30 protein-coding genes are annotated in these 26,812 nt (G+C 61.0%); 6 read left to right on the top strand and 24 right to left on the bottom strand.

Annotated features, from left to right (window positions below; translation table 11 throughout):
- The first annotated feature begins 76 nt into the window (after positions 1-76).
- Both AR306_RS06385 and AR306_RS06380 read left to right on the top strand, forming a co-directional pair.
- Positions 77-745, top strand: a complete 669-nt coding sequence (locus AR306_RS06385) for an AzlC family ABC transporter permease (protein ID WP_407071191.1) — start codon at positions 77-79, stop codon at positions 743-745.
- The gene (locus AR306_RS06380) at positions 735-1,046 is read left to right on the top strand and encodes an AzlD family protein (RefSeq protein WP_101496733.1); all 312 of its coding nucleotides are present in this window, start codon (positions 735-737) and stop codon (positions 1,044-1,046) included. Before AR306_RS06385 ends, AR306_RS06380 begins: the two co-directional genes overlap by 11 nt.
- On the opposite strand, the gene AR306_RS06375 is transcribed toward AR306_RS06380, so the two are convergent.
- From AR306_RS06375 to selD, 3 genes are all read right to left on the bottom strand, one after another.
- Positions 1,047-1,454 carry a PAS domain-containing protein gene (locus AR306_RS06375; protein WP_101496732.1) on the bottom strand — a complete coding sequence of 136 codons (408 nt, stop codon included), beginning with the start codon at positions 1,452-1,454 and terminating at the stop codon, positions 1,047-1,049.
- 67 nt (positions 1,455-1,521) lie between these two features.
- Positions 1,522-2,625 carry a tRNA 2-selenouridine(34) synthase MnmH gene (gene mnmH, locus AR306_RS06370; RefSeq protein WP_101496979.1) on the bottom strand — a complete coding sequence of 368 codons (1,104 nt, stop codon included), beginning with the start codon at positions 2,623-2,625 and terminating at the stop codon, positions 1,522-1,524.
- On the bottom strand, positions 2,622-3,656 hold the full coding sequence (gene selD, locus AR306_RS06365; protein WP_101496731.1) for a selenide, water dikinase SelD: 1,035 nt from the start codon (positions 3,654-3,656) through the stop codon (positions 2,622-2,624). The genes mnmH and selD overlap by 4 nt, the downstream gene beginning before the upstream one ends.
- A gap of 121 nt (positions 3,657-3,777) precedes the next feature.
- Between selD and AR306_RS06360 the strand changes: the two genes are divergently transcribed.
- Complete coding sequence (locus AR306_RS06360; protein WP_206167980.1) at positions 3,778-5,001, top strand: MFS transporter; 1,224 nt, start codon at positions 3,778-3,780, stop codon at positions 4,999-5,001.
- A gap of 47 nt (positions 5,002-5,048) precedes the next feature.
- Here the strand turns inward: AR306_RS06360 and AR306_RS06355 are convergent, their stop codons facing one another.
- The 7 genes from AR306_RS06355 to AR306_RS06325 all read right to left on the bottom strand — a co-directional run bounded on the left by AR306_RS06355 (position 5,049) and on the right by AR306_RS06325 (position 11,459).
- A complete protein-coding gene (locus AR306_RS06355) occupies positions 5,049-5,363 on the bottom strand; it encodes a Na+/H+ antiporter subunit G (protein ID WP_101496729.1) in 315 nt (104 codons plus the stop codon).
- An 8-nt stretch (positions 5,364-5,371) separates the two neighbouring features.
- The gene (locus AR306_RS06350; RefSeq protein WP_101496728.1) at positions 5,372-5,641 is read right to left on the bottom strand and encodes a K+/H+ antiporter subunit F; all 270 of its coding nucleotides are present in this window, start codon (positions 5,639-5,641) and stop codon (positions 5,372-5,374) included.
- Positions 5,635-6,132, bottom strand: coding sequence for a Na+/H+ antiporter subunit E (locus AR306_RS06345; RefSeq protein WP_101496727.1), 498 nt, complete (start codon positions 6,130-6,132; stop codon positions 5,635-5,637). The genes AR306_RS06350 and AR306_RS06345 overlap by 7 nt, the downstream gene beginning before the upstream one ends.
- Positions 6,133-6,135: 3 nt before the next feature.
- The gene (locus AR306_RS06340) at positions 6,136-7,632 is read right to left on the bottom strand and encodes a monovalent cation/H+ antiporter subunit D (protein WP_101496726.1); all 1,497 of its coding nucleotides are present in this window, start codon (positions 7,630-7,632) and stop codon (positions 6,136-6,138) included.
- Complete coding sequence (locus tag AR306_RS06335) at positions 7,629-7,970, bottom strand: Na+/H+ antiporter subunit C (protein WP_101496725.1); 342 nt, start codon at positions 7,968-7,970, stop codon at positions 7,629-7,631. The genes AR306_RS06340 and AR306_RS06335 overlap by 4 nt, the downstream gene beginning before the upstream one ends.
- A complete protein-coding gene (locus AR306_RS06330) occupies positions 7,970-10,759 on the bottom strand; it encodes a monovalent cation/H+ antiporter subunit A (RefSeq protein ID WP_101496724.1) in 2,790 nt (929 codons plus the stop codon). Before AR306_RS06330 ends, AR306_RS06335 begins: the two co-directional genes overlap by 1 nt.
- A 238-nt stretch (positions 10,760-10,997) precedes the next feature.
- On the bottom strand, positions 10,998-11,459 hold the full coding sequence (locus tag AR306_RS06325) for an outer membrane lipoprotein (protein WP_101496723.1): 462 nt from the start codon (positions 11,457-11,459) through the stop codon (positions 10,998-11,000).
- 79 nt (positions 11,460-11,538) lie between these two features.
- Between AR306_RS06325 and AR306_RS06320 the strand changes: the two genes are divergently transcribed.
- A complete protein-coding gene (locus AR306_RS06320; protein WP_101496978.1) occupies positions 11,539-11,775 on the top strand; it encodes a hypothetical protein in 237 nt (78 codons plus the stop codon).
- Between the two features lie 12 nt (positions 11,776-11,787).
- Here AR306_RS06320 and pdxH read toward each other — a convergent pair whose 3' ends face one another.
- Positions 11,788-12,450 carry a pyridoxamine 5'-phosphate oxidase gene (gene pdxH / locus AR306_RS06315; protein WP_101496722.1) on the bottom strand — a complete coding sequence of 221 codons (663 nt, stop codon included), beginning with the start codon at positions 12,448-12,450 and terminating at the stop codon, positions 11,788-11,790.
- A 24-nt stretch (positions 12,451-12,474) separates the two neighbouring features.
- Complete coding sequence (locus tag AR306_RS06310) at positions 12,475-13,050, bottom strand: OmpA family protein (RefSeq protein ID WP_133539576.1); 576 nt, start codon at positions 13,048-13,050, stop codon at positions 12,475-12,477.
- A gap of 400 nt (positions 13,051-13,450) precedes the next feature.
- Here AR306_RS06310 and AR306_RS06305 point away from each other — a divergent pair, with 400 nt between their 5' ends.
- Positions 13,451-13,774, top strand: coding sequence for an Arc family DNA-binding protein (locus AR306_RS06305; RefSeq protein ID WP_101496720.1), 324 nt, complete (start codon positions 13,451-13,453; stop codon positions 13,772-13,774).
- A 135-nt stretch (positions 13,775-13,909) separates the two neighbouring features.
- On the opposite strand, the gene AR306_RS06300 is transcribed toward AR306_RS06305, so the two are convergent.
- From AR306_RS06300 to AR306_RS06260, 9 genes are all read right to left on the bottom strand, one after another.
- A complete protein-coding gene (locus AR306_RS06300; RefSeq protein ID WP_101496719.1) occupies positions 13,910-14,878 on the bottom strand; it encodes a glycosyl transferase family protein in 969 nt (322 codons plus the stop codon).
- 24 nt (positions 14,879-14,902) lie between these two features.
- Positions 14,903-15,238, bottom strand: a complete 336-nt coding sequence (locus AR306_RS06295) for a TusE/DsrC/DsvC family sulfur relay protein (protein WP_101496977.1) — start codon at positions 15,236-15,238, stop codon at positions 14,903-14,905.
- Positions 15,235-15,492 (bottom strand): DsrH/TusB family sulfur relay protein, encoded by a 258-nt coding sequence (locus AR306_RS06290; protein ID WP_101496718.1) that lies wholly within the window; start codon positions 15,490-15,492, stop codon positions 15,235-15,237. Before AR306_RS06290 ends, AR306_RS06295 begins: the two co-directional genes overlap by 4 nt.
- A gap of 2 nt (positions 15,493-15,494) precedes the next feature.
- On the bottom strand, positions 15,495-15,851 hold the full coding sequence (tusC, locus tag AR306_RS06285; RefSeq protein ID WP_101496717.1) for a sulfurtransferase complex subunit TusC: 357 nt from the start codon (positions 15,849-15,851) through the stop codon (positions 15,495-15,497).
- On the bottom strand, positions 15,848-16,243 hold the full coding sequence (tusD, locus tag AR306_RS06280) for a sulfurtransferase complex subunit TusD (protein WP_101496716.1): 396 nt from the start codon (positions 16,241-16,243) through the stop codon (positions 15,848-15,850). Before tusD ends, tusC begins: the two co-directional genes overlap by 4 nt.
- 107 nt (positions 16,244-16,350) lie before the next feature.
- Entirely contained in the window at positions 16,351-17,733 is a 1,383-nt protein-coding gene (locus AR306_RS06275) for a TolC family protein (RefSeq protein ID WP_166627811.1), read from the bottom strand.
- An 83-nt stretch (positions 17,734-17,816) separates the two neighbouring features.
- A complete protein-coding gene (locus tag AR306_RS06270) occupies positions 17,817-18,026 on the bottom strand; it encodes a YgaP family membrane protein (protein WP_101496714.1) in 210 nt (69 codons plus the stop codon).
- Positions 18,023-21,265, bottom strand: a complete 3,243-nt coding sequence (locus AR306_RS06265; RefSeq protein ID WP_101496713.1) for an efflux RND transporter permease subunit — start codon at positions 21,263-21,265, stop codon at positions 18,023-18,025. Before AR306_RS06265 ends, AR306_RS06270 begins: the two co-directional genes overlap by 4 nt.
- 3 nt (positions 21,266-21,268) lie before the next feature.
- Positions 21,269-22,288 (bottom strand): efflux RND transporter periplasmic adaptor subunit, encoded by a 1,020-nt coding sequence (locus AR306_RS06260; RefSeq protein ID WP_101496712.1) that lies wholly within the window; start codon positions 22,286-22,288, stop codon positions 21,269-21,271.
- A 113-nt stretch (positions 22,289-22,401) separates the two neighbouring features.
- Between AR306_RS06260 and AR306_RS06255 the strand changes: the two genes are divergently transcribed.
- Positions 22,402-22,830, top strand: a complete 429-nt coding sequence (locus AR306_RS06255) for a VanZ family protein (RefSeq protein WP_133539574.1) — start codon at positions 22,402-22,404, stop codon at positions 22,828-22,830.
- Here the strand turns inward: AR306_RS06255 and AR306_RS06250 are convergent.
- Genes AR306_RS06250 through AR306_RS06240 form a run of 3 tightly spaced genes read right to left on the bottom strand, consistent with a single transcriptional unit; the run spans position 22,827 to position 26,706 of the window.
- Positions 22,827-24,830: a transglutaminase family protein gene (locus tag AR306_RS06250; RefSeq protein ID WP_101496710.1), complete on the bottom strand. Its 2,004-nt coding sequence runs from the start codon at positions 24,828-24,830 to the stop codon at positions 22,827-22,829. The two genes, AR306_RS06255 and AR306_RS06250, sit on opposite strands and share 4 nt — an antisense overlap.
- Complete coding sequence (locus AR306_RS06245) at positions 24,827-25,774, bottom strand: DUF58 domain-containing protein (RefSeq protein WP_101496709.1); 948 nt, start codon at positions 25,772-25,774, stop codon at positions 24,827-24,829. The genes AR306_RS06250 and AR306_RS06245 overlap by 4 nt, the downstream gene beginning before the upstream one ends.
- An 8-nt stretch (positions 25,775-25,782) precedes the next feature.
- On the bottom strand, positions 25,783-26,706 hold the full coding sequence (locus tag AR306_RS06240; RefSeq protein ID WP_407071185.1) for an AAA family ATPase: 924 nt from the start codon (positions 26,704-26,706) through the stop codon (positions 25,783-25,785).
- Positions 26,707-26,812 lie beyond the last annotated feature (106 nt).

Below are 26,812 nucleotides of genomic sequence, written 5' to 3'. Positions count from 1 at the left end.
GGGGCTTTTTGTTTGTATGGAGCATGGCGTGAACGATATTCCGGCCTCTTTGTACCGCCTGAACAGAGCTCTGGTCATGGATGGTTTCAGGCAACTGGTGCCTATTTCCCTGTTTGTGCTGGTGTTTGCTCTGGCGTTCGGCCTGGCAGCTGCCCAGAGCGGCCTTGACCAAACCACTATCCTGGCGATGAGCGCGCTGGTATTTGCCGGGGCTTCACAGTTTGCGGCACTGGAGCTGTGGGGTGAGCAAGTTCCCCTGGTGCCTTTGCTGATGACTGTGTTTGCCATCAATGCCCGGCATTTGCTGATGGGTGCTTCCCTGTATCCCTGGCTGGCCCGGTTACCGCCGGCCAGACGCTACGGTGTCATGTTGGTGGCCAGTGATGCCAACTGGGCGATGTCCCTGCAGGCATTCAGCTGCGACAAGCCCGGTTTCGGGCTGTTATTTGGCGGCGGCTTGTCGCTGTGGCTGTTCTGGCTGCTGGGAACATGGCTGGGCATCCATTTTGGTCACGCCATCAGTGATCCCGATGGCCTCGGACTGGATATGGTGCTGGGCTGCTTCTTGCTGGCGATGGTGGCCGGAGGAGAAAAAACACTGCGCACCCTGGCGATCTGGGCGGTGGCCGGCATCAGCGCATTGCTGGCCTATCGTTTCCTGCCGGAAAACAGTCATGTGATTGTCGGTGCCCTGGCCGGTGGCCTGACCGGTGTATTGCTCGGGAGACCAGCTCATGAACGTTGAGACATCGGGTACGGGACTGGTCATCATCATTGCCGCGATGGCATTGGTGACGCTGGCCACCCGCTGGGGTGGCGTGTTCGTCATGTCTTTCGTGCCGCTGGGCTACCGGGTCCGGCTGTTCATCCAGGCAATGTCCGGCTCGGTACTGATTGCGATCATCGCGCCGATGGCGCTGGAGGGTGACATGGCAGCACGACTGGCGCTGCTGACTACCCTGGTGGTGATTCTGCTGACCAGAAAGCAGCTGCTGGCCATTGCTGCAGGCATTCTGGTGGCAGCAATGGTACGTCAGCTGGGTTGATCAGCCGCCTGCCTGCCGGGCTGCTTTTTCCGCTTCGACCCGAGCGGTCACGTCCCGGGCCATGGAAACACTGCCCTGCACCACTCCGTGCGGGTCCTTGACCAGAGCGAAGGTCATTTCCACATACAGCTTGTGCCCTTCCTTGTGCAGTGCACGGGTCAGGGTTGGCTTGCCGGACAGTTTTAGCTGGCGGCTCTGCATGGCGGCATCAAAACCGCGCCAATGTGCTTCACGCAGGTGCTTGGGGATGATCAGGTCCAGACTTTGCCCCAGTGCATCTTCGGCAGAAAAACCGAAAACCTGGCAGGATGCGGCATTCCAGCGCCGGATATTGCCTTCAGTGTCGGCGTAGATCAGCGCATCGCTGGTCTGTTCGAGAATCCACTCCGCCAGTTGCTCGTTGCTCATGACAGGTTCCTTTTAAAATACTGACGAGCCCATGCTACTCCGGACATTGCGGCCATAGCATAGTGTTTTAGTCGAGTACCCGGCTGTGTGCCTGCAGGAATTGCAGCACTGCTGCCCGCTCGCCCCGAAAGACCACCCGCTCTTTGACCTTGTCATGCTGATAACGATACATGGGATCGTAGTAATCCTGCAGCAAGCGGCTGATCCACAGGCGGTGCAGGCTGTGGTCGTCCTGTTGCAGCTGCGCGTGCAATGCCAGCTCCAGCAGCTGTGCCAGTTCCTGATAGAGGGCCCCACCCAGACGCTTGTGGATACGCTGCATGCTGTCGCGCAGGCGTTCGGCAAACTGTTCGTCACCCTGCTGCGCTCCGTGCAACTGGCGGAATTCCTGGCGCAGGCCGGTTACGTAGTCACGCAGGATGCGTTCGACCCGGTTGTCAACGCTGTCCTCTAGCAACACAATCGGTGCCTCCTGCATGCGCCGGTACAGCTCCAGCGGTACCGAACAGGAGCCGACGATACGGGCTTCATTTTCCACAACAAAATGCCCTATGCCGATATCGCGCTTTTTCAGCAGGTCGATGGCCAGGCGGTTTTCAAAGTCGATCTGGCCTGGCTGCGCGGTGGCATGTTTGCCGAAGCTGGAGCCCCGGTGATTGGCGTGGCCTTCAAGGTCCAGCGCACTGGATAGCGGCGCCAGTACATCGGTCTTGCCGGTGCCGGTCAGACCGTCAATGACGGTAAAGGCACACTCTTCAACCGCCTGACGGGTGGTATCGATCAGGAAGTTGCGCAGGGCCTTGTAGCCGCCGGCAACCCTGGGATAGTCCACTCCTGCCTCGCGCAGCCACTGCTGGCTGATCTGCGAGCGCAGGCCGCCACGGAAGCAATACAGCAGCCCTTGCGGGTGGGTGCGGGCAAAATCGGCCCAGGCTTGAACCCGCTGGTCTTTGACTGCACCACAGACCAGCTGATGGCCCAGCTCAATTGCCGCTTGCTGGCCTTTCTGCTTGTAGCAGGTACCGACCTTCTGCCGCTCGCTGTCCGTCATCAGCGGCAGGTTGACCGCCTGCGGAAATGCGCCCTTGGCAAATTCTATCGGCGCACGGGTATCGATCAGCGGCAGGTTCTGCAGGAATATCTGCCGGTAATCAGCATGGTCAGTCATCAGTATACCTCGACCGCCCAGGCATCCTGTTTCACCAGCTCGCCAATCGGGCTCAGCTCCAGGCCCTGCTGGCGGGCAACGGCGAGAAACTCCGCTTCGCCGGCCGGTGTCACTGCCACCAGCAAGCCGCCACTGGTTTGCGGGTCGCACAGCCAGTGGCGGTCCTGTTCCTCGATGGGCGCGATGCGCTGGCCATAGCTGGCAAAGTTGCGCAATGTGCCACCGGGAATGCAGCCCAGGTCAAGGTAGTGCCCAACCCGGGACAGCCGGGGTACGGCATTCTTGTCGAGGCGGGCGGTCAGGCCCGCGCCGTCGGCCATTTCCACCAGATGGCCAAGCAGGCCGAAGCCGGTGACGTCGGTCATGGCGGTCACCTGCGGCAGGTGCGCAAAATGCTGGCCGGGGCGGTTCAGTTGTACCATCAGGTCGCGTGCCACGTGCCGGTCGGCAGCCTCCAGGACGCCCTTCTTTTCTGCGGTGGTGTAGATGCCGATGCCCAGCGGCTTGGTCAGGTATAGCCGGCAGCCGGCAGTTGCCGTGTCGTTGCGCTTGAGTTGCTGACGGCGTACCTCGCCGGTGACTGCAAGGCCAAAAATCGGCTCCGGCGCATCGATCGAGTGTCCGCCAGCCAGAGGAATGCCGGCAGCGTCACAGACGGTACGACCGCCACGGATCACCTCGGCGGCTATTTCGGGGGCCAGCACATTGACCGGCCAGCCCAGAATGGCAATCGCCACCAGCGGTGTACCGCCCATGGCGTAGATGTCGCTGATGGCATTGGTGGCGGCAATGCGGCCGAAATCAAAGGGGTCGTCGACAATCGGCATGAAAAAGTCGGTGGTGGACACCACCGCACGCTCGTCATCCAGACCGTACACGGCAGCATCATCCCGCGAGTGGTTGCCGACCCACAGGCGCGGGTCCTGAAACTGGTCGCCGCTGCCGGCCAGAATGGTGCTGAGGACGTTGGGGGCGATTTTGCAGCCGCAGCCAGCGCCATGGCTGTACTGGGTGAGGCGGACGGGTTCGGACATTGGGGCTCGCTCAACAATCAATGAAATGGCACGATTGTACGCCTGAAGGGCCGGGATGCACAGGAAGAAGAAACGTGCGCCAGTTCACGTTTGGGGGTAGCATGGCCTGTCGATCAACTTTCTGGCAGTGACAGTCGTGAACACATCCAGCAGCCCTGCATTACCCGGCGCCGGTCTTGGCGTTTCCTTTGGCATTCTGCTTGCCATCAGCAGCACTCACCTGATCAACGACATGATGCAATCGGTACTGCTGGCCCTGTATCCGCTGTTGCAGGGCAGCTACAGCCTGAGCTTCGTCCAGATCGGCCTGATCACCGTGGCCTTCCAGTGTTCCGCTTCGCTGCTGCAACCGTTAATTGGTCTGTACACCGACAAACACCCCATGCCCTGGCTGTTGCCGGCCGGCATGGGCTTTACCGTGGGCGGGCTGATTCTGCTGTCCCGGGCGGACAGCTATCCGCTGATTCTGCTGGCGGCGGCACTGATCGGGGTCGGTTCGGCGGTGTTTCATCCGGAATCCTCGCGTATCGCCCGCATGGCCTCTGCCGGCAAGCATGGCCTGGCCCAGTCGATCTTTCAGGTTGGCGGCACCATGGGGTCGGCGGTCGGCCCCTTGCTGGCCGCGGCCTTTATCGTGCCCTTTGGCCAGCCCAGTGTGGCCTGGGTGGCCTTGTTGGCTTTGGTCGGCGTGATTGTCCTGACCGGTATCAGCCGCTGGCATGCAGCCAACATTAACGGAGTTCGCGGCCGTCGTGCCCTCAAACCGGGCGGAGAGCTGCCGGCCAACGGCAAGGTGCGTCTGGCACTGACGTTGTTGTTGATCCTGATGTTTTCCAAGTTTGTCTATCTGGCCAGCCTGAACAGCTACTTCACCTTTTACCTGATCGACAATTTTGGCCTGGGCATTCAACAGGCCCAGTACAGCCTGTTCATCTTCATGTTCGGCTCGGCACTGGGCACCATTGCCGGCGGCCCGCTGGGTGACCGCTTCGGACGCAAAAAGGTGATTCTCGGCTCGATTCTGGGCGCGGCACCGTTCAGCCTTGCCCTGCCCTTTGTCAGTCTGCCGCTGACGCTGGTGCTGGTATTCATTGTCGGCTTCATCATCGCCTCGGCATTTCCCGCCATTGTGGTCTACGGGCAGGAGCTGGTGCCGGGCAAGACCGGGGCGATCTCCGGATTGTTCTTCGGTTTGTCTTTCGGCATCGCCGGGATTGGTGCCGCAGCGATTGGTGCGCTGGCCGACTTTTACAGCATAGAAACGGTATATCGCCTGTGCGCCCTGCTGCCACTGCTCGGACTGGTGGCTTTCATGCTGCCGGATATGCGCAGAAGCGAGCCCTGATGCTGCAACGCGCGCACTCAGTATCCGTCCATCAGCAGATGCTCATGTCAATGGCGCTGGCCGCGCTCGCGGCTGGCTTCCTTCTTTGCCGCGAGTGACAGCATATAGGCAGAAACCGGCGCGCTGATGATCAGAAACAGGGTGACCAGCAGTTCGTGCAGACGCAGGCTGCCGGTGGTAAAAGTGAAGTACAGCATGGAGGCGATCAGTACGCCGCCCACTCCCAGCGTGGTGGCCTTGGCCGGGCCGTGCAGGCGCATGTAGAAGTCACCGAAGCGCCACAATCCGATGGAACCCATCAGGGCGAAAAAACTGCCGGTCAGCAGAAAGAACGCCACCACCAGTTGCAATCCGAACGACATACAGCCTCCTACTCGATGACATCGCCGCGAAGCAGGTACTTGCTGATCACGACCGTACTGAAGAAGCCGAACAGTGCGATCAGCAAGGCGGCTTCAAAAAACACCCTGCTGTCGATGGCAATGCCGAAGATCACCAGAATCGCCAGTCCGTTGATATACAACGTATCCAGTGCCAGTACCCGGTCGGCAATCGACGGGCCACGGATCAGCCGCACCAGGTTGAGGCAGAAGGCCATACCGATCATGGCCATGCTGATCCAGATGACGATGTTCAACATGCAAATACCCTCTGCAGGAGCTGTTCGTAACGCTGGCGGATCTCGGCCACCAGTTCGGCCTCGTCGGTACAGTGCAGTGCGTGCACTTCCACTTCACGTGTCTCTTCGTCAAAACGGGTAGAGACCGAGCCCGGTGCCAGCGAAATCGCGCTCATCAGCATGAAAATGGCCAGGTCGTTGTCCAGCCGGGTTTCGAAGCGGACAAACACCGGTTGCAGCCCCGTCTGCGAACCCAGCGCCATCCGGGCCACCTGCAGGTTGCCCATGATGATGTCGGTCAGGCTGCGACCGACAAATACGGCCAGTGCCTGCCAGTCGGCAATCCGTGGCAGCGGTGGCCACCAGTGCCCGATCAGGTGCGGAATGCACAGGGCCAGTACGGCCGCAAACACCCAGTGTCCGACCAATGTGAAATCATCCACCAGCAACAGCCAGCCAGCCAGCAGTACCAGGCTGAGCAGGGGGTGCGGCAACCAGACTTTTTTTGCCATGGCCTAGCCTCCTTCCAGCTGTTTCAGATAAAGCTCCGGTTGCAGCAGTTGCTGCGCCGTTGTCAGGCAATAATCCAGCACCGGGCCGGCAGCCACCAGCAACAGCACTGCGCTGCCGGTCAGCAGCAAGGCAGTGGCAAAGCGCACCGGCTGCAGCGGCTCGACCGGCTCCGGCAGCGGACTGCCCTGCTGCCAGAACAACTGACTGCCGGCACGGCTCAGCGCCACGATCACCACAAAACCGGCCAGCAACAACGCCGGCCACAGCCAGGCTGCATACGGGCCGCTGGCCGACTGCAGCAGTGACAGCTTGCCGATGAAACCCGAAAACGGCGGCAAACCGGCGGTGGCAATCGCACCAACAAAGAATAGTGCCCCGAGCCGTGCGGGGGTCAGCAGAGGTGGTCCGGTACGCAGTCGGGCGGCCAGCTTGCCGCGCTGGCGGGCAATCAGGTCGGCGAGCAGGAACATGCCGGCGATGCCCCAGGTACTGTGCAACAGGTAGTACAGGCTGGCGGCAATCGACTGCTCGCTGGCCAGGCTGATGCCGGCCAGCAGTGTGCCGACCGATACCAGCACCAGCCAGGCCAGCATGCTGTGCAGGGTGTCGGCGGCAAAGGCCCCCAGCGCTCCCAGCAGCAGTGTCAGCAAGGCAATGGCAAACAGCAGGTCAAGGTCGAAGGCGCTGGCTGCATCGGCTTCGGCAGCATAGATCAGGGTGACAAAGCGCAAAATGGCATAGAGCCCCACCTTGGTCATTACGGCAAACAGCGCCGCCACCGGTGCAGTGGCGCTGGCGTAAGCCCGGGGCAGCCAGAAATGCAGGGGCAGCAGGGCCGCCTTCAGCCCGAATACCAGTATCAGGATCCAGCCGGCAGCATGCATCAGGTACAGGCTGTCGCCTTCCGCCTGCTGCACAAAACGGGCGATATCGGCCATGTTCAGGGTGCCGCTGATGCCGTAGACCAGTCCGGCGCCGAGCAGGAACAGCGTCGAGCCGACCAGGTTGAGCACCACATAATGCACCGCCGAGCGTAGCCGCTGGCTGCCGCCGCCATGCAGCAACAGCGCATAGGAGGCAATCAGCAGGATCTCGAAAAACACGAACAGGTTGAACAGGTCGCCGGTCAGGAAGGCGCCGCAAATGCCGGCAATCTGGAACTGGAACAGCGCATGAAAGTAGCGTCCGCGCTTGTCGTCACCGGCGCAGGCATAGCCGTTGACCAGTGCGGCCAGCACTGCGGTGGTCAGAACCATCAGGGCGCTGAGCCGGTCCAGCACCAGCACGATACCAAATGGTGCCGACCAGTTGCCCAGACTGTAGATTTGTACCTGTTCCTGGTTGGCCGTCTGCATCAGCAACAGGCTCACAGCCAACAATGCCAGACTGCCGGCCAGGCTCAGCCGGCGTTGCAGGGTGGCCCGCTCGTCACTGAGCCAGGCCAGCACCGCACCCAGCAGCAGGGGCAGAATGACCGGAATCATGATCCAGTGGTTCATGCGCCCTCCTCCGTTTTTTTCTCGTGGCCATCGACATGGTCACTGCCCAGCAGCACATGGGCACGCAAGGCCAGCACCAGCACGAAGGCGGTCATGGCAAAGCCGATCACGATGGCGGTCAGCACCAGTGCTTGCGGCACCGGGTCGGTGTAGTCGGCGGCGCTGCCGATCACCGCCGGCATGCCGGTGTGCAGCCGGCCCATGGAGAACAGGAACAGGTTGATGGCATAGGACAGCAGCGTCAGGCCAAGGGCAACGGGAAAGGTCCGCGCCCGCAGAAGCAGGTAGATGCCGCAAAACACCAGAAAGCCGATGGCACAGGAAAGCCAGAGCTCCATTATTTATCCTCCGGCAGGTGTGCGCTATACCCCAGGTGCCCCAGCTGGCCAAGAATCAGCAGGGTACCGCCAACAACGGCAAAGTAGACGCCCAGGTCAAACAGCATGGCTGAAGCCAGCTCCAGCTCGCCCAGCAGCGGTATCGCGACATGACCGTGAGCCGAGGTCAACAGGGGATAGCCAAACAACAGGCTGGCCAGACCGGTCAGACCGGCAACCAGGATGCCGCTGGCGGCCAGCTTGCGATAATCGAGTTTCAGCCGTTGCTCCACCCACTGCTGGCCGGAGCTGACGTGCAGCAATACCAGCGCCACCGAGGTGACCAGCCCGGCAATGAAGCCGCCGCCCGGCTCGTTATGGCCACGCAGGAAAATGAACACCGACACCAGCAATGCCAGCGGCAAAAGAAGCCGTGCCAGCAACCGCAACATCATGTACTCACGCGCCGCAGTCCACAGGCGGCCCTGGCGGTCGGTGCGTGGTCTGGGCAGTTTGGTGCCGCCCAGCAGTGCCAGAATGGCGATGGCGGTAATCGCCAGGACGCTGATTTCACCGAGCGTGTCAAAACCACGGAAATCCACCAGGACCACGTTGACCACGTTGGTACCACCACCGCCCGGGACGCTATTGTCCAGGTAGTAACGGGCGATGCTGTTGTCGTAGGGCCGGGTCAGGACCGCATAGCTGAGTACTGCAAACAGGCCGCCGCCGGCGGCAGCCACACAAAGGTCGCGCAGGCGGCGCAGGCTGCTGCTCTCTTGCGGGGTTGTGGCCGGCATGAAATTCAGTACCAGCAGCATCAGCAGGATGGTGACCACTTCGACTACCAGCTGGGTCAGCGCCAGGTCCGGTGCGGAGAAACGGGCGAACAGCATGGAAACAATCAGGCCGACCAGCCCGAGCGTGACCAGTGCCCGCAAACGTTCACGATGGAACAGCACTGTCAGCAAGGCAACCAGTGCCATGGCCAGCAGCCCGATCAGTGTCAGCGGGTCAACCGGCGTCAGGGCAACCGGCCCTCCCAGCGATGTCATCGGCCACAGCGTCCAGCCGACCACCAGTACCAGGGCCAGCAGCATCACGGCAAGGTAACGCTGCAGGGATACCGCCTGCACCACCGCCATGGCCCGGGAGGTACGGGTATAGGCGTGTTTCAGGGTTTGACCAAAGGTTTCCAGTGCATTGAGGTCCGGCAGGCCGTCATACCAGCGGTACAGGGGGCGGCGCAGGCTGTATAGCGCGATACCGCCCAGCAGTGCGATGACGCTCATCAGCAGCGGCAGGTTGAAACCGTGCCAGATCCCCAGGCTGTACTCGGGCAGTGCATGGCCAAGGCTGGCCTGTGCTGCACTGGCCAGCAGACCGGAAACGCTAAAGGCCGGAAAAGTACCCACCAGTACGCAAAGAAAAACCAGAATCTCGACCGGAATTTTCATTGAGCGCGGCGGCTCGTGCGGCGGAAATTTGGGCAGATTGACCGGCTCTCCATTGAAGAATACGTCATGGATGAAGCGCAGCGAATAGGCTACGGAAAATACCGCCGCCAGTGTCGCCAGCCCCGGAATCAGGGCGCTGAAGCTGCCCAGCAACTGCTGGTGCAGGGTTTCGGCAAAGAACATTTCCTTGCTCAGGAAACCATTGAGCAGCGGCACGCCGGCCATCGCCGAGGACGCCACCATCGCCAGCACCGCCGTGTGCGGCATGTACTTCCACAGCCCGTTGATGCGCCGCATGTCTCGGCTGCCGGTTTCGTGGTCGATGATACCGGCGGCCATGAACAGTGACGCCTTGAAGGTGGCATGGTTGATGATATGGAAAATCGCTGCCACTGGAGCCAGGTCCGAGCCGAGCCCGAACAGCATGGTGATCAGCCCCAGATGGCTGACAGTGGAATAGGCCAGCAGCCCTTTCAGATCATGCTGGAACACTGCGGTAATGGCACCGACCAGCAGGGTTGCCAGGCCGGCAAAGGTCACCAGATAGAACCACCAGTCGGTGCCGGACAGCGCCGGATACAGCCGGGCCAGCAGAAAAACGCCGGCCTTGACCATGGTTGCCGAGTGCAGGTAGGCCGACACCGGAGTAGGTGCGGCCATGGCGTGGGGCAACCAGAAATGAAACGGGAACTGTGCCGACTTGGTGAATACACCTAGCAACACCAGCACCAGCATCACCGGGTAAAGGGCATGTGCACGCAACTGGTCACCAGCCGCCAGTACGTCAGTCAGCTCGTAGCTGCCCACCACCTGACCGATCAGGATGATGCCGGCGAGCAAGGCCAGCCCGCCGCCGCCGGTGACGGCCAGCGCCATGCGAGCGCCGGTACGCGCTTCGTCACGATGACGCCAGTAGCCGATCAGCAGAAATGACGCCAGGCTGGTCAGTTCCCAGAACATCAGCATCAGCAGCAGGTTGCCGGCCAGGACCAGGCCCAGCATGGCCCCCATGAACAGCAGCAGGCTGGCAAAGAAGCGCGGCAGGTCTTCGTGCTCGCCCAGGTAGTAGCGGGCGTAGACGATCACCAGCAAGCCGACGCCCAGAATCAGCAGGGCAAACAGGAAGCTCAGACCATCCAGATGCAGGCTGAAATTCAGCCCAAGTGTGGGCAGCCAGGCTTGCTGCAGGCTGATCACCTCGTGGGCCAGCACTGCCGGCAGGAAGGTGGCCAGCAACAGCAGCCCGGCTACCGGCGCAAGCGCTGTCAGACAGGCCAACGTGTTGCGTCCGCTACGGGCAAACAGCAGCACCAGAAAGGCGCATAGAAAAGGCAAGGCCAGCAATACTGTCATCTTGGACCCCGGATTCCTGTTGGTTTTTCTTGTTATACATCAAGAACTGCATCAAGTTATACAGTAAGCAAGGTAAGGAAGTCAGTACGACCAATAGACATGCCCGGCTGGCCGGGCAGATCAAGCAAGAGGGGGGTTGATGTGGGAAAGCGGGTGTGTCGCACAGCCCGCGTGCTTGTTGCACCAGGCAGGATGAGGGCTTTGATATGGCAGGGGCGGCATCAGCCGCCCCTGTGTGTCAGTGTGATACGCGGGAGGTACCGTTGACGGTGGTGATGCGGACACGCTCGCCGACCCGGAAGATTTCATTCGGGTTGACGGCCTGCACATAGGCGCGCAGTGCGCCATTGTCTTCGCGTACGGTGATTTCAACGCCCTGGGTACGGGTGATGCCCTCTTCTGCAGCGGCTCCGGCCAGGCCGCCTGCCACGGCACCGATCACTGCGGCAACCGCGCTGCCGCGACCGCCGCCAATGGTGCTGCCGGCAATGCCGCCGACAGCAGCTCCGGCCCCGGCCCCGATAGGCGTTTTGGTGCCTTCAATGCGTACCGGACGCAGGGATTCAATGGTACCCATGCGCACAGTTTGCACCTGGCGCGCATCACTTCTAGAGTAGCTGTCGCCAGTCAGGCTCGAGGCACAGCCGGTGACCAGGCTGACAGCGCTCAGCGCGGCAGCAAATACTATGACTTTACGCATGATGTTCTCCTTGAGTGGATTTGAAACTATTATACACGCCTTCGTGCAAGCAAAATGTAAAGGATGTGTAATGGATTTCATGAGCATCGCCATCATTGTCGTGGTGAGCGTATCCGGTTTTTATTTTCACTGGTGGTTGTATGTGCGTATCAAGCGCTGGGTCAATCGCGACCTGGCATTGTCGATGGCAACGGCTGACCCGGACATGCGTCAATACATGTTGGACAAACTGCTCGAGGCGGAAAGGCTGAAGATTGCCAAAAAAGATCTGCCGGACTGGCTGCGGGCAGCTGCAGGCGCTTACAGCCAGAAGTAGTCGGATCAGGTATCAGGGTGCCAGGCGGGTCATGCTCCAGTCCCCGCTGTCTGGCTGGAGCCGGTAATCCAGCCGATCATGCAGGCGGTCCGGGCGGCCCTGCCAGAATTCGATGCGTTGCGGCAGCACCCGGTAACCGCCCCAGTGTGGCGGGCGTGCAGGATTGTCATTGTCGGCAAAGCGCTGGTTGACTGCAGCCAGGCGCTCTGCGAGCTGCTCACGGCCGCCGATCGGCTGGCTCTGCGGTGATGCCCAGGCGCCCAGTCGGCTGCCCAGTGGCCGCACGGCATAATAGGCGTCTGATTCATCCGCGCTTACCCGCTCCACCCGGCCTTCGATACGCACCTGGCGTTCCAGTACCGGCCAGAAAAATGTCAGGGCTGCCAATGGATTGTCCTCCATTTGCAGTCCCTTGGCGCTTTGGTAGTTACTGAAAAAAACAAAGCCCCGCTCGTCCATACCCTTGAGCAGCATGATTCGCGCATGGGGCTGGCCACTTGCATCCGCTGTGGACAGCAGCATCGCATTGGCTTCGCTGGGCGGTTTTTCCGTTTGCACCGCATGCTCCAGCCACTGCCCGAACAGCTGCATCGGGTTGGCGGGGCTGTTGCCTTCAAGCAGGCCGTCGCGAACATAGTTGCGGCGCATGTGCGCCAGCTGCTCTGCTGTGTGCATGATCTGTTCCTGCCCGGATGGCGGTTAACGGCGGGTCAGCATGGCAACCACCTGGGTGTGGTCTTTTGATACCCGGTGATGCAGTTCCTGTTCGGGCACAACCAGCAAGGCAACGCCAAGCCGCCCGTCAATATCCTCGCCATGGCTCACGCCCAGCGTTTTCAGGCGGTGGCCGGGGACGCGGTTCAGGCGGAAAATGGATGCAACCGACTGGGCGCGCTCATGGCTGACCTGCTCTTTCGACTTGAGCTTGTACTGCCCGGTGGCAATGCCGACCACCATCACGGCAACGTCAGGGTCTTGCGCCAGGTGACGGGTGATCTGGCCGATATTGCCCAGCGCTGCCGGTAACAGCAATTCCGGACGATGCGGATTGAATGTGTCCTTCTCGGCAATGCGGATCAGCCAGCCACCGCTGACTTCCGTAAGCACATAGGGTGTGCCGTCCAGCACGACCTGCAGTTTTTCCTGCTGGACCTGCGACCATTCGGCAGCTGACAGTGCGGATACGGCAGCATCCTGTCGGTCTGTTGTAGCCGTATTGCCGGCACAACCGCTGATGAGGGCAACCAGGCTTGCAACCAATGCTAGACGTACCACATTCCACCTCGAAAGTTTGTAATTTTGAACACTATCCATCTGCAGTCATGATAGCATCAGCACGATGACTGCAAACTGGCCCAAGTCTACACCCTGTCTTGCGCATTGGATAGCCAGCGTTCGAGGCAAAAACAAACTTGTGCGCTACATCAAAGCCGGCGTGCGCGAACTGAACCCGTGGCCAATTCAGAGGTCTCTGAATGCAAACCGGGTCTGCCTCCGGTGCCGGGTTCAATACCCTGATCAGCTCTGGCGAGTGCCGGAACGGTCTGAACGACAACCGCTAGCGGATGGAGCGAGTCAAAGGTGTTTGTAGCGGCCCACTGCCGGCATGAGCAGGTTTTATCAACTGTACAGATTTCACCCGGATTCCTGTCACCACATTTCGCATGGTTAAATAATGAGCACAGCCAAGAAAGCAACATTTACCAGTTCACGTAGTGCCGACAAGTTTGTTGTGCGCTTCCCTGATGACATGCGCGACCGCATTGCCGAAGTTGCGAAACACAACCATCGCAGCATGAACTCGGAAATTGTCGCCCGCCTGGAAACCAGCCTGAAACAGGATCAGGTCATGGACTATAACAACCCGGTTGCGCTGGACGAAAACGAGATAACCGTCCATGAGCGTGAGTTGCTACAGCGCTTTCGCCAGCTGACCCAGCGTCAGCAAAACGCCCTGCTGGCCCTGATTGCCTACGATCTGGAGCAGCATAACGACTGACTCTCCACCCGCGTCATGCTTGCGGAAAGCTTTGGCAGATCGCAAGTGCAGCGGGCGCGGTACGAGTTCTTCTGCACTCCGGTCCCGACCGGGCCGGAGCTTGCTCCCCTGTCCTCAATTCATGCCGGACAAGCGTCAGGGATTGTGACGCTCCTGCCACAGTCTGGCCGCCTCGACCATTGCTTCTTCACGTATACGTCCCAGTCCACGCAACCCCAGGGCAATGGTGGCAATGATTGCCTGCTCGCCATACAGGTCGCCCTCCTCTCCTTTCCATACACTCAGCAAGCGTTCCGGCTGCAGGGTTGGCGCTTTCACCTGGCGGCTGATTTGCGCGGGCCATGATTCCTCCCAGGCTTCTCCGCTTGCCGCACCGAGCAATGTGCCACCGGTATCCGGGCGCACTTCGATTTCACCGCCGTCGCCCTTGATCACCAGTGCATGCTGGCCCAGCAGCACGTTGGCCTGCTGGTGGATCGGCTGATAGCCCGGGTGAAAGATGCTTTGCAGCACGCAGTGCGCACTGAGCGGATTGAGCAGGCGGGCCAGCGAGTGTACCGGCGAGCGCAAGCCCATGGTGTCACGCAGATCGATACAGCGTTGCAGTCGCGGCATCCATTGGCCAAGGCCGATATAGGCCAGGTTATGCTGATCCAGCGCCTGCGCCACCTGCTCCCAGTCGCTGCAGCGCGGAATATCCAGCGCCTCCAGCAGGTCTTCGGTATACAGGCGGCCGTCGGTATGCTGTCCGCCACCGTGCAGCAGGATGCGCACGCCCGACCGGGCCAGGGTCTTGATCGCCAGCAAGTACCAGGGCAGCTGGCGGCGTTTGCCGGCATAGGTGGGCCAGTCCAGATCGACCTTGATTGCCGGTGCCTGTACCCGCTCCTGCACGGCACGGGCAAAGCCGGCCAGCTCCTCGGCGGTTTCTTCCTTGTAGCGCAGCAGCATCAGGAAGGCGCCCAGCTGCACATCCTCGATTTCACCATCAAGCAGCATGCCCATGGCGACGTATGCCTCATCACCGGTCAGTTCACGGGAACCCTTTTTCCCCTTGCCCAGGATGCGGATGTATTGTGCAAACGGATGTTCGCCTGTAGTCATGGATAACCCTTATTCAATAGCAGATCAAAAACAGTTGGCAGGTTTTGGCAGGCCGGCCAGACGGCTGGCAATCCTGGCCGGACGGCCGGCAAATAGCGTATTCAGGTAAAGGCTGTTGCCCTTCTCTTCTCCAAGCTGCTGGCGCACATAGCGCACCAGCGCCCGATTGGCTGGCGCCAGGTCGAATTCCTGATAGAAGCGGCGCACCAGATGCAGGATTTCCCAGTGTTCGGCAGTCAGCTCGATACCCTCTTCCTGCGCCAGAAAAGCCGCGACTTGCTCGCTCCAGTCATCCAGATGCCTGAGGCAGAGGTCTTCATCCAGCTCGATGCGACGGCCATCGACTTCAACTACGCTCACCATGCCACCACCCGCGCATGGCTTTCGCAAAGCCGCACCAGCTCCGGATAATCGATAGCTGGCAAGTTGGCCGGCAGCTGCAGGTTTCGGGCAATGGCATCCTCGGCCAGCACATGCAGTTGGACCTTTTGTGGCCATGCGCGTTGCCAACACAGCACAGCATCACCGCAGAGCACCAGGGCATCACCGGCAGACAGCAAGTCACATAGCTGGCCGGCAGCGTCGCGGCGGTTCACCAGATAAAGGGTTGTCATATTCAGAGCACCAGAGTCTGTGCGTGAGTGGCCAGCAGCTGGCGGATTTCGCTCTTGCTCACCAGCTGCACCTCCAGTGCAAGCTGTTCGGGTAGCAGATTGCGCTGTTGCAGGCTTTCACTGCAGACATATAGCTGTTCAATGCCGAACAGTGGCAGGCCCGACAGCTGGGACTGCAGGTTTTTCTGCTGCAGGATGTCCGGTTGCTGACCGGCCAGCAGCTGATACACGCCCTCGCCCTGCCACAGCATGCTGACGGGCAAGTCAAAGGCACCGCCGGCCAGGGCGATATCCAGGGTTTCGCGGGCCGCCAGGCCCGACCAGGGGGCATGGCTGGCAATCAGCAGCAAGGACTTCATGCATCCCCCTTGAAGTGCACCACGCGATTGGCACTTTGCATGGCTTCATGCAGCTGGCCCAGACCGGACAGCTCAAAGCCTGCGGCCAGGTTGTCGGCGTCTTTTTCGTAGCGCCGCGCTTCGGCTTCGTCCAGCACGCCGCGACGCAGGGCGGCAGCAATGCAGACCACGGCATCCAGCCGGTTTTCGCGGACGAATTCCTGCCATTGTGCGGCCAGATCCTGCTCGTCCTGCGGCACCACCAGCAGGCGCGACGCCAGGTGCACGGCATCCTGATAAAAGAAGATGCGCTGCAGCTGGTGGCCGGCGGCAATCACCGCCCTGGCAAAGCACAGGGCCCGGCGCGAGGCCGGGTCTTGCGGCGAAGAGGAAAGGATCAGGGTGAACTGCATGGATGAATCCGGTAAAAATGACCACGTATCTTATACCAGAAAGTCCGGAGCATGCATCCTGCCGGCTTTTTGCCTGTCAAAGACTGACGTTTTTGACAGATGGGAGCTTATTGCAGATACAGATTGGCCTGCTGCAGATGCTGCCGATCAAGGCTGCCAACCAGTGCAGCCAGCTGCAGCTGGTGCATGATCAGCGCCACCTTGGCGTTGAGCAGGTCGATTTGCACCCTGGTGTGCTGATTGTCGGCATCCAGCTTTTCCAGCATGGTCTTGTCGCCTAGCTCTACGCCCAATCGGGTGGAATCGGCACGCAGGCGACTGGCCTCAAGTGCCTGTTGCAGGGCATCGACCTGCTGGCTACTGACCTGGACCGCATGCCAGGCACTACGGGTTTGCTGGCGTACCTGCTGGCGCATGGCCTCGGCTTCGGCAATCCGTTGCTCGTGAGTATGCAGGGCTTCCCTGCGCTTGGCGCTGCGATAGCCGCCAGTGAAGATCGGCACATTGATCTGTACACCCAGCATCCAGTCATCCGCCTTGTTCAGGGCGGAGCCGTAGCGGCCACTGCCGTCCAGCTTCTCATGGGCCAAGCGACCGACCAGGTCCAGCGTCGGGCTTTTCCAGCTGGAATACTGCGCGATGCTTTCCAGGGCAATATCGGCACCCTTGTCCTGCATCTGCACGGCCGCGTTCAGCTGAGCCGCATCGCTCAGCCATTGCGCCAGGCTGTCCAGCTCGGGAGCGGTCATCCCGGCCGTCAGCGGCAAACTCAACAGCTGTCCTGCTGGCTGGCCGGTCAGGTCGCCATAGGCCGCCTCGGCCAGCTGCTGTTGCATCTGGGCATTGAGCAGCATGGCCTGCAGGCTGCGCGCCTGGGCGGTGGCTTCATGGGTATCGGTCACGGGGCGATCGCCCAGCTCGAAGCGGGTGCGGGTTTCCTGTTCGGCACGCACCGCCTGTTCGTACTGTTGCTCCAGCAACTGTGCAGCCTGGCGGCTGACCAGCACAGCAAAGTAGCGTTCGGCCGCCCGCAGCATCAGCTGTTGCTGTGCATGCTGCCATTCCAGTTCGGCCAGTTCGCTGCCCATGCGCAGCTGACGACTTTGTGCCAGTCGCTCACGGCTCAGGATCGGCTGTTTCAGACCGATCTCGTAGGCACGCAAATCACCGCCGGTAATGGAGTTGTTGAATTCAACCCGGTCTTCGGAGCCCATGTTGGGCGTCTTGAAATTGGCGCCCTGGCTGGAACTCTTGTGACCACCCCGCCCTGCCGTGGCACTGGCACCAAGGGTCGGCAACCAGAGGCTGCGTGCCTGCTGGTCCTGTGTTGCACCGGCGTTGGCCTGCGCCTTGCGGGCACGGTATTCAGGATCATGCTCCGTGGCCAGCTGCCAGGTTTGCAGCAGATCCAGCGGCTGAGCCTGCAGCATGCCCGCCGTCATGCCGATGGACAACGTCAGCGCGGTCAGGGAGTGTTTGAAAAAGCTCATTCTGTTACCTGTCAGTCTTTGTAGGTGCGAATTCATTCGCACAACGCCGGCCGTTTTTTGTGCGAATGAATTCGCACCTACAATCAGCACCCTGGTTTCAGGCCCAGCTTGCGCAGGATGGTTTCCATCAGGCACCAGCGGGTCAGGCCGCTCTGGAAGATGTTGGCACCAACAAACAGGGTGAAGGCCAGGAACCACTCGTTGACGAACCAGGGACTAGACGGTGCGCCCAGTGCCAGGCTGAGCATGATGAAGATTCCGGCGATCACGCGGACCAGTTGCCATGAAGTCATGATGTTTCTCCTTGTGGAATGATTTTGTGTAGTTTGTTGCGGTAGGCGGCGTAGTACAGCAGTGGAATCACCACCAGGGTGAGTACCGTGGACACCAGCACGCCAAAGATCAGGGAAATGGCCAGGCCGTTGAAAATGGGATCATCAAGAATGAACAGCGCCCCCAGCATCGCCGCCAGACCGGTCAGTACAATGGGTTGGGCACGGGTGATGGCCGAGTTGACCACCGCCTGCTCGAAACGCTGGCCCGCTTTCAGCTCAAGGTTGATGAAGTCCACCAGCAAAATGGAGTTGCGCACTATGATGCCGGCCAGCGCGATCATGCCGATCATGCTGGTGGCGGTGAACTGCTGGCCCAGAATGGCATGGCCCGGCATCACACCGATGATGGTCAAGGGAATGGGTGCCATGATCACCAATGGTGTCAGGTAGGACGAGAAGTGCGCCACCACCAGCAGGTAGATCAGCAGGATGCCCACCGCATAGGCGGCGCCCATGTCGCGGAAGGTTTCATAGGTGATCTGCCATTCGCCATCCCATTTCAGCGCATAGTTGCGCCAGGGGTCGCTGGGCTGGCTGATGAAGTATTCATCGATCGGCGTGCCGGCCGGGGTGATGATCTGGCCGATTTCGCTGCGGGCCCAGAACATGCCATACAGCGGGCTGTCCACCTTCCCTGCCATGTCGGCCATGACAAAGTGCACCGGCAACAGGTCCTTGTGGAATACCGGCTGCTCGCGCAGGCTGTCGCTGATGCTGACCAGCTCCTCGATGGCGATCAGCGTACCGCTGATGCTGCGCACTTTCAGTTGCAGCAGGGCGTTGAGGTCGCCATGCAGTTCGGGACGCAGCTGCAGGTAGGCCGAGGCCGGATACTTGCTGCCATCATGCAGCCAGGCGGCATCCTCACCGTGCAGGCCGGCCCGCAGGGTGGCAACAATGTCGGCCTGGGCCACCCCCAGCTGGCTGGCCTTGCTGCGGTCGATTACCAGCAGTTTGCGTGGCGCTTCGGCAATGGCGCTGTCGTCAATATCGACTACCCCGTCGACATTCTGCAGCGCGGCCAGTACCGCATCGCCCACTGCCTTGCGGCCTTCGAAGGTCGGGCCGTAAATCTCGGCCACGATCGGCGCCTGCACCGGCGGCCCCGGCGGTACCTCCACCACCTTGACGTTGGCACCATGGGCCAGGCCGATACGCTGCAATTCAGGGCGCACACGGGTGGCGATGGCATGGCTTTGCTGCTTGCGCTCCGACTTGTCGACCAGATTGACCTGGATATCGCCGCTCTCGCTGGCACTGCGCAGGTAATACTGACGCACCAGACCGTTGAAGTTGATCGGCGAGGCGGTGCCGGCGTAGCTCTGGTAGTTGGTCACTTCCGGCACTGTGGCCAGATAAGCGCCCAGCTCGTCGAGCACGGCCTGGGTCTGCTCCAGCGGTGTGCCTGCAGGCATGTCCACTATCACCTGAAACTCGGACTTGTTGTCAAAGGGCAGCATTTTCAGCAGGACCAGTCCGGTCACCGGCAAGGCCATGGACATGCCGATCAGCCCCATGACACCAAGGCTAAGGAAGAAGCGGTTACGCACACCCTTTTTCGCATCGAGAAAGGGGCGGAAGATGGCAGTGAACAGGCGGGTCAGGAAGGCCGGCAGGCGACCCTTTTTCTGCTGCTGTGCAGTGCTGTCTTGCTGCTTGCCGGTGTTATGCGGCTTCAGCCACAGCCTTGCCAGCCATGGCGTCAATGTGAAGGCAATCGCCAGTGACAGCACCATGCCCATGCTGGCATTGATCGGGATCGGACTCATGTAGGGCCCCATCAGGCCGCTGACAAAGGCCATCGGCAACAATGCGGCAATCACGGTGAAGGTGGCGAGGATGGTCGGGCCACCGACTTCGTCGACCGCCGGTGGAATCAGTTCGGTCAGCTTCTTGCCCGGATTGAGCTGCATGTGGCGGTGAATGTTTTCCACCACCACAATGGCGTCATCCACCAGAATGCCGATGGAAAAAATCAGCGCAAACAGCGAGACCCGGTTCAGGGTGAAGCCCCAGGCCCAGGAGGCAAACAGGGTGGCTGCCAGGGTCAGCCCGACAGCCACGCCAAGAATCGCCGCTTCGCGCCGGCCCAGCGCAAAGAACACCAGCGCCACCACCGACAAGGTGGCAAAGATCAGTTTCTGGATCAGCTGGCGGGCCTTTTCGTTGGCGGTAGCACCGTAGTCACGGGTTTCCACCACCTCGACGTCATGGGGAATCAAGGTGTTCTGCAGCTCGGCCATGCGTGCCATCACCCCTTCGGAGACATCGATGGCGTTCTCGCCTGGCTTTTTGGTGACCGTGAGCGTGATCGCCGGATGGTTCTCGGCATTCTCGCCAGCAGTACCAAAGCGCACATAGTTGCGTGCCGGCAGCGGGCCTTCGCTGACAGCGGCGACATCGCCCAGATAGACCGCCCTGCCCTCATGCACGCCAACCACCAGTTCGGCGACTTCACGGGCGTTGTTGAGGAAACGGCCGGCCTCGATCTGGATCGCACGGTTGCCACTGATCAGTTCGCCGCTGGGCAAGCCCAGATTGGCCGACTTCAGCGCCATGCGCAGGTCATTGACGGTCAGGCCGACGGCGGCCAGCCGCTCCGGCTCCAGATCCACCCGTACCACCCGGCCCGGGCCACCGATGGTTTTCACTTCACGGGTGCCGGGCACACGCTTGAGCTCCACCTCGATGCTGTGGGCAATGCGCTCAAGATCATAAGCGCCGACATCAGGATTGCGGTTGTACAGGGTGACTGCAGCGATGGGCACATCATCAATGCCCATGGGTCTGGTGATTGGCTCCAGCACACCAAGATCACGTGGCAGCCAGTCCTCGTTGGAGCGTAGGGTGTCATGCAGTTTGACCAGTGCATCGTTGCGGGTCACGCCGACCTCGAACTGCACGGTGATCACGGCAACACCGGGCTGGGATGCCGACATCACATGCTCGACGCCGGCCATCTGTGACAGCACCTGCTCGGCCGGAGTGGCCACCATGTTTTCCACATCACGCACTGCTGCGCCAGGAAACGGAATGATGACGTTGGCCATGGTGACGTTGATCTGCGGCTCTTCTTCCTGCGGCGTGACGATGACTGCAAATAGGCCCATCAGCAGTGCCAGCAACGCCAGCAAGGGTGTGATTGGAGAGGCTTGGAAAGCCGCGGCAATGCGGCCGGAAATACCCAGAGGTTGCATGCCTTACTCCCTGTTTGCCGCGTGCGGATCCAGATGGACCTGCTCGCCCTCGGCCAGGCCACTGAGCACTTCCACCAGCTCGCCCTCATTAGCACCAAGGCGCACCTGGCGCAGCAGCGCCTTGCCCGTGGTTGCGCTCTGCACATAGACGGCAGTCAGTTCGGCACGGCGCACCACGGCAGCAGCAGGAATGAACAGCCGCTGCTGTTCCCCGGCAGCGGAGCGTTGCAGACGCACCTTGACCGACTGGCCGGGAACGGCATTGGCCCCGGATTCAAGATTCAACCGCAGGCGTCTGGTTTGCGAGCCGGCATCGGCAGTGGGCAGTTGCTCCACTGCACTGACGGCCAGTTGCTGCTGGCCGTGGGAAACCAGAATCTGTGAGGTATCGGGAAGGCCGCCAGCCAGGGCGGCAACAGGCACGGACACGCCAACCCGCAGCGCAGCAGGATCGAACAGCGACAGCAACGGCATGCCCGGCATGGCCATGTCGCCCTGCTCCACAGGCACATCGATCAGGATGCCGTCATAGGGTGCGGTGATGCGGAAAAAGCCGGTTTGTACAGCCGCAGCGCTGGCCTGGGCCTGCTGGGCATTGAGCTGGGCACGGGTGGCCCGCTGTTCGGCCTCGATACGTTCAAGTGCGCCCTTGCTGATGTAGTTTCTTTCGAACAGCTGCTGCTGGCGCTGCAACTCGCTGGTCAGGGCTTGCAGCTGTGCGCGGGTGGCAGCAGCCTGGGCCTGCATCGCGGCCTGCTGTTGCCGTGCCTGGCTGTCGTCGATTTCCAGCAATAACTGCCCCTTGCTGACCTGGTCTCCGGCCTTGACCAGTACCTGCTTGATCAATCCCGGTACCTGGGCCGCCATGCGGGTTTGCGTCACCGCCTCGATCTGGCCGTCGTAGGCTGCGCTGCGGGTTGCCGACAGGCTCTGTACCTTGGCCAGGGCTGGTGTTTGCGCCATGGTCGGGCTGCCAGCCAGAAAAACCGACAGGCATAAAAAGGCTGCAAGAAATCTGCTCACCAATGATCTCCGGATAGATAATCTATAAAATTAAATATCATTATGTTGGCAGCCCGCTTGTTTTGCAAGAGCAGCGACAAACCAGCCGGTGTGGCAACCTTGCGGTACTGCGGATGAAATCAGGTTCTCGTTACCGTATCATGCGCATTCATTTCAGGCTGGCAGGGATCAGGGTGTCAGGGATCAAACGCAACAAATCGGCAAGACTGGCAATTTTCATTTTCTATGGCTTGCTGCTCACTTACGGACTCTTTCGGTCGGCCTCGCCACCTTCACCTTTTTCAGGTTCGGACAAACTCCTGCATATTGCTGCATTTGGCGGCTTTGCCCTGCTTGCAGCATTGGCCTTCACTCGACTGCCCCGTTGGCTGCTCTGGGTCCTGCTCTGTTTGCTTGCGCCTGCCTCCGAGCTGCTGCAAAACTGGCTGTATCCCGAAACCAGGGTCTTCAGCTGGGCCGATATTCTTGCCAACTGGACTGGCATCGCCTTGGCCGGCATTTTCTTGCTGGTATGGAATTACCGGAAATCACCGCCGCCCTAGCGCTTGCGCAGGTATCGGGGCGACATGCTGCGCCACAACTGCCGCAAGGCGTAACGGGCCTGCTGCAGGTTGCCATCACCGGAATACTGCAGCTGCTGATAGACGGTAACAAAGTCTTCCAGTGCCTGTAACTGCAGAGCATCCAGTTGGCTGGCGATACGCTGCGCATGGCTTTGCATGCCTTCCTGCGGACTGCGCGCCAGTCGACGTCGCCGCATCAGGCGGTCATAGTCTTGCAACAGACGCTGGGCCGGGGCCGGTCTCTGTTGCCATGGCCGGATAATGAAAAGAGCCAGCAGCCCCAGTAACAGCGCCATGGCGGCCACCATGCCAATGCCTATTCGCTGCCAGTTGACCTCGCCGAACAGTTGCCGCAGCCAGGCGTGCTGCCTCTCTCTCTGATAGCCCAATACCTTGCTCTGCCAGCCATGATTGAGGTTTTCCCAGCCCATGCGCAACTTGTTGAGCCAGGCGACATGTCGATAACGGACCGGAGAGAACAGGCTGTTGTCCAGTGCAGCCACCTCATCGCCCAGCGCGTCCTGCAGGCCCAGTTCGATCCGCTCCGGTGCTACCTGGAAGGTCGGGTCGGCCCGCTGCCAGCCGCTGCCCGGCAGCCAGTACTCGACCCAGGCGTGGGCATCCATTTGCCTGACCTGCACATAGTTGCCGGCAGTATTGATTTCCCCTCCCTGATAACCGGTGACGACCCGCGCCGGTATGCCGGCCACACGCAGGGCGAAAGTCATGGCGCTGGAATAATGCTCACAAAAACCGCGCCGGGTATCGAACATGAACTCGTCGATACTGTTTTCGCCCAGTAGTGGCGGCTTCAGTGTGTAGTGGTAGGGTTGCTGGTTGAAATGCGCCAGCATTGCGGCGACCAGCTGCCGGTCATCAGCATATTGCTCGCGCAGCTGGCGGGCCCATTCGCGAGTGCGCGGGTTGCCCGGACGCGGCAGTTGCAGGTTGTGGCGACGACCGGCAGCCGACAGCAACGGCTCGGCCACTGCCTGTGGCCAGGCTTCGGCCTGGTACAGGTAGGTGCGGGCTACCGGACGGTTTCGCTGCAGGCGGAAATCACCCAGCATGCGCACATCGGCTTGAGTGGATTCACTGATATCCAGGCTGAACAGCCAGGGCTGCCGGCTGGGTTGCATGATCACGCTGTAAGCCTGCGATGCCCCCTGTTTGCGCCACTGTCCGGGCAGCAAGTCGGTACCGAAACTGGCCATGCGCCAGCTGCGTCCATCAAACAGCGGCAAGGTCAGCGCACGCCAGTACAGCTGGTTCTTGGCCGGTATCTCGCCGTCGAAGGTGGCGCGAAAAGCCAGTTCGGTCGACTGGCTGAGTTCGGCGATGTCGCCGGGAGACATCTGGCCGGACAGGCCGGTACGGCCTTTCTCCGCTGGCTGCGGCAGGCTCCACAAAGGCTCAAGGCGCGGAAAAAACACAAACAACAGCAACGCCAGCGGAATCGCTTGCCCCAGCAGGCGCAGGGACAGCCCAAGACTGATGCGGGGACTCTGCCGGCTGCCGGCTGCCTGCTGCAAACCGGCCCATGCCGTCAGCAACGCGGCAACCGGCAACAATGAATACAGCGCTGCCAGCAGGCTGTCGTCATACAGGTAACCGGTGACCACGGCAAAAAAGCCGAGAAACACCAGCACCAGTGCATCACGCCGGCTGCGCAATTCCACCAGTTTCAGGGTGAAGGCGGTAATCAGCAAGGCTACTCCGGCATCCAGCCCCACCAAGCTGCCACGGCTCACATAGACCGCAAAAGCGGCACTGACCATCATCGCCAGTTTGACGATGGCCCGTGGCAGGCTCCAGCGGCTGCGGTACACCTGTACCCGCCACAGCGCACAAAACAGCCAGAGCCCGGCGATCCATGGCGGAATGTGGAACAGGTGCGGGGCAATCACCAGTGCCTGGGCAATCAGCAACCACAAGAGTGCATTGCGTGGAATGGCATGCAGCAACGGCGAGCTACTCATTCCGGCTCCTTGCCAAACAGCGCCAGGGCGACCAGACAGGCATCGCGGTGACCAGCTCCGCTATCCGGTCCCAGCAGCCGGTCCGGCAGGCGCAGCAAATAAGGGCGTGATTCCGCATCCAGCCGCAGCACATGAAAGCACAGCACAGACAGCCGGTATTCGCTGTCGCCCTGCAACCCGTCGTAATCCAGCAAGGTGTCGCTGCCCTGCAGCTCGTTGAACTGTTTGACCCACAAGCCCTGCCCCCGGGACCAGGCTTTCCAGTCAATCCGGCGTAATGAATCGCCGAGTTGCCAGCTTTCCAGCCCCTGGTAGTCATCGACGCCGTGGCGCATCTCCAGCAAACCGTCTTCACGTTGGTCGTCACTGTGTGCTGCAGCCAGTGGCAGGCCGGCCTCTAGCGGACGCGGGTATACCAGAACACGCATGTTCAGGTCCGGCTGGCTCCAGGCCACCCAGATGCCGAGCGGAAAGCGGGTTTCAACACGCAGGCGCGGCGCCCGTAGCCAGCCACGCTGGCTGGCCGGCAGATACAACTTGACCAGTACATCCCGGCTTGTGTCGACATCCGTTTGCACGGCCAGCGGCATGCGCCAGCCCAGCGCGATGCCGGGCCGACGGTAAGCTCCGCCCGGCAGCTGTACCGCGAATTGCGCCTGCTCACCGACGAAGCAGGGTTCAGGGGTACGGGCCTGCAATTCCAGCCCGGCCAGGTTACGCCAGGTATGCAGTGCGGTGAGCAACCCCAGCGATCCCAGCAGAAAGGCCAGTGCATAGGCCAGGCTGTTCTGGTAGTTGATGGCTACCAGCAGCATCAGCAGCAGCGCGACGGCAAAAGCCGCACCGGTCACCGTCGGCACGATGAAGACCTGCCGCTGACTCAGGCGGATCTGTGATAGCGGTGGCAGCCGTCGCTGCCACCAGCGCCGGAGCCATTGTTGCATTCCGGTTTTCACAGCGCCGGCACTGTGTCCAGCAGGTCATGGACAATGGCATCGGCACTGCGACCATGGCTGGCGCCCTGCGCATGTCCCAGCCGGTGGCTGATCACTGCCGGAGCCAGTGCCTGTATGTCTTCCGGAATGACATAGTCGCGACCGGCCAGAAAAGCCCAGGCCCGCGCCGCTGCCAGTAACGCAAGGCTGCCACGGGGCGACAGGCCATAGCCCAGTTGCGGGTGGTTGCGGCTGGCTTCGGCCAGGCGCAGGACATAGGCAATCAGGGCATCACTGGCCCTGACCGTGGCCACCTGCTGCTGTGCTGCCAGCAGCTGTTGCTTGTCCAGTAGCGCTTCGGGGCTGATGGCCTGGTTGCGCCCGCCACTGCCGCCGAGCAGGGCATGCTCGGCCCGGCTGTCGGGGTAGCCCAGCGACAGCCGCATGAGGAAGCGGTCCAGCTGCGATTCGGGCAGGCTGAACGTACCACCCTGTGACACGGGATTTTGGGTGGCAATCACGAAAAACGGCTCAGGCAGCCTGTGACTGGTACCTTCTATCGTTACCTGCCTCTCTTCCATGGCCTCAAGCAGAGCGCTCTGGCTCTTGGGTGTGGCCCGGTTGATTTCATCGGCCAGCAACAGCTCGGTGAATACAGGCCCCGGGTGAAAGACGAAACTGCTGCTGTCGCGCTCGAAGACGGTGGTGCCGAGGATGTCTCCGGGCAGCAGGTCGGATGTGAACTGGATGCGCTGATATTGCAAACCCAGTACTCGCGCTAGCGCATGGCTGAGCGTGGTTTTACCCATGCCGGGCAAATCTTCCAGCAGCAAATGGCCCCGGGCCAGCAGGCAGGCCAGCGCCATGCGCACGGCGGTTTCCTTGCCCAGTACCACCTGGTTGACTGCTGCCAGTGCTTTTTCCAGTTGTTGTAAAGCCACTCGGTTCACTCCCTCGCCAAAAAATGCCCGCCGCAAAAGCGGCCGGCCACGGGTTACTGTAAAAGGGATCACCTGCGGGCACGCTGGCATCACCCCAGTGGGCCGG

Origin of the sequence: Thiopseudomonas denitrificans, from assembly GCF_002866065.1 — a bacterium.
Lineage (GTDB): Bacteria > Pseudomonadota > Gammaproteobacteria > Pseudomonadales > Pseudomonadaceae > Thiopseudomonas > Thiopseudomonas denitrificans.
Note: the sequence above shows the minus strand (reverse complement) of the source record. Positions and strands in the feature narration are given on the sequence as shown.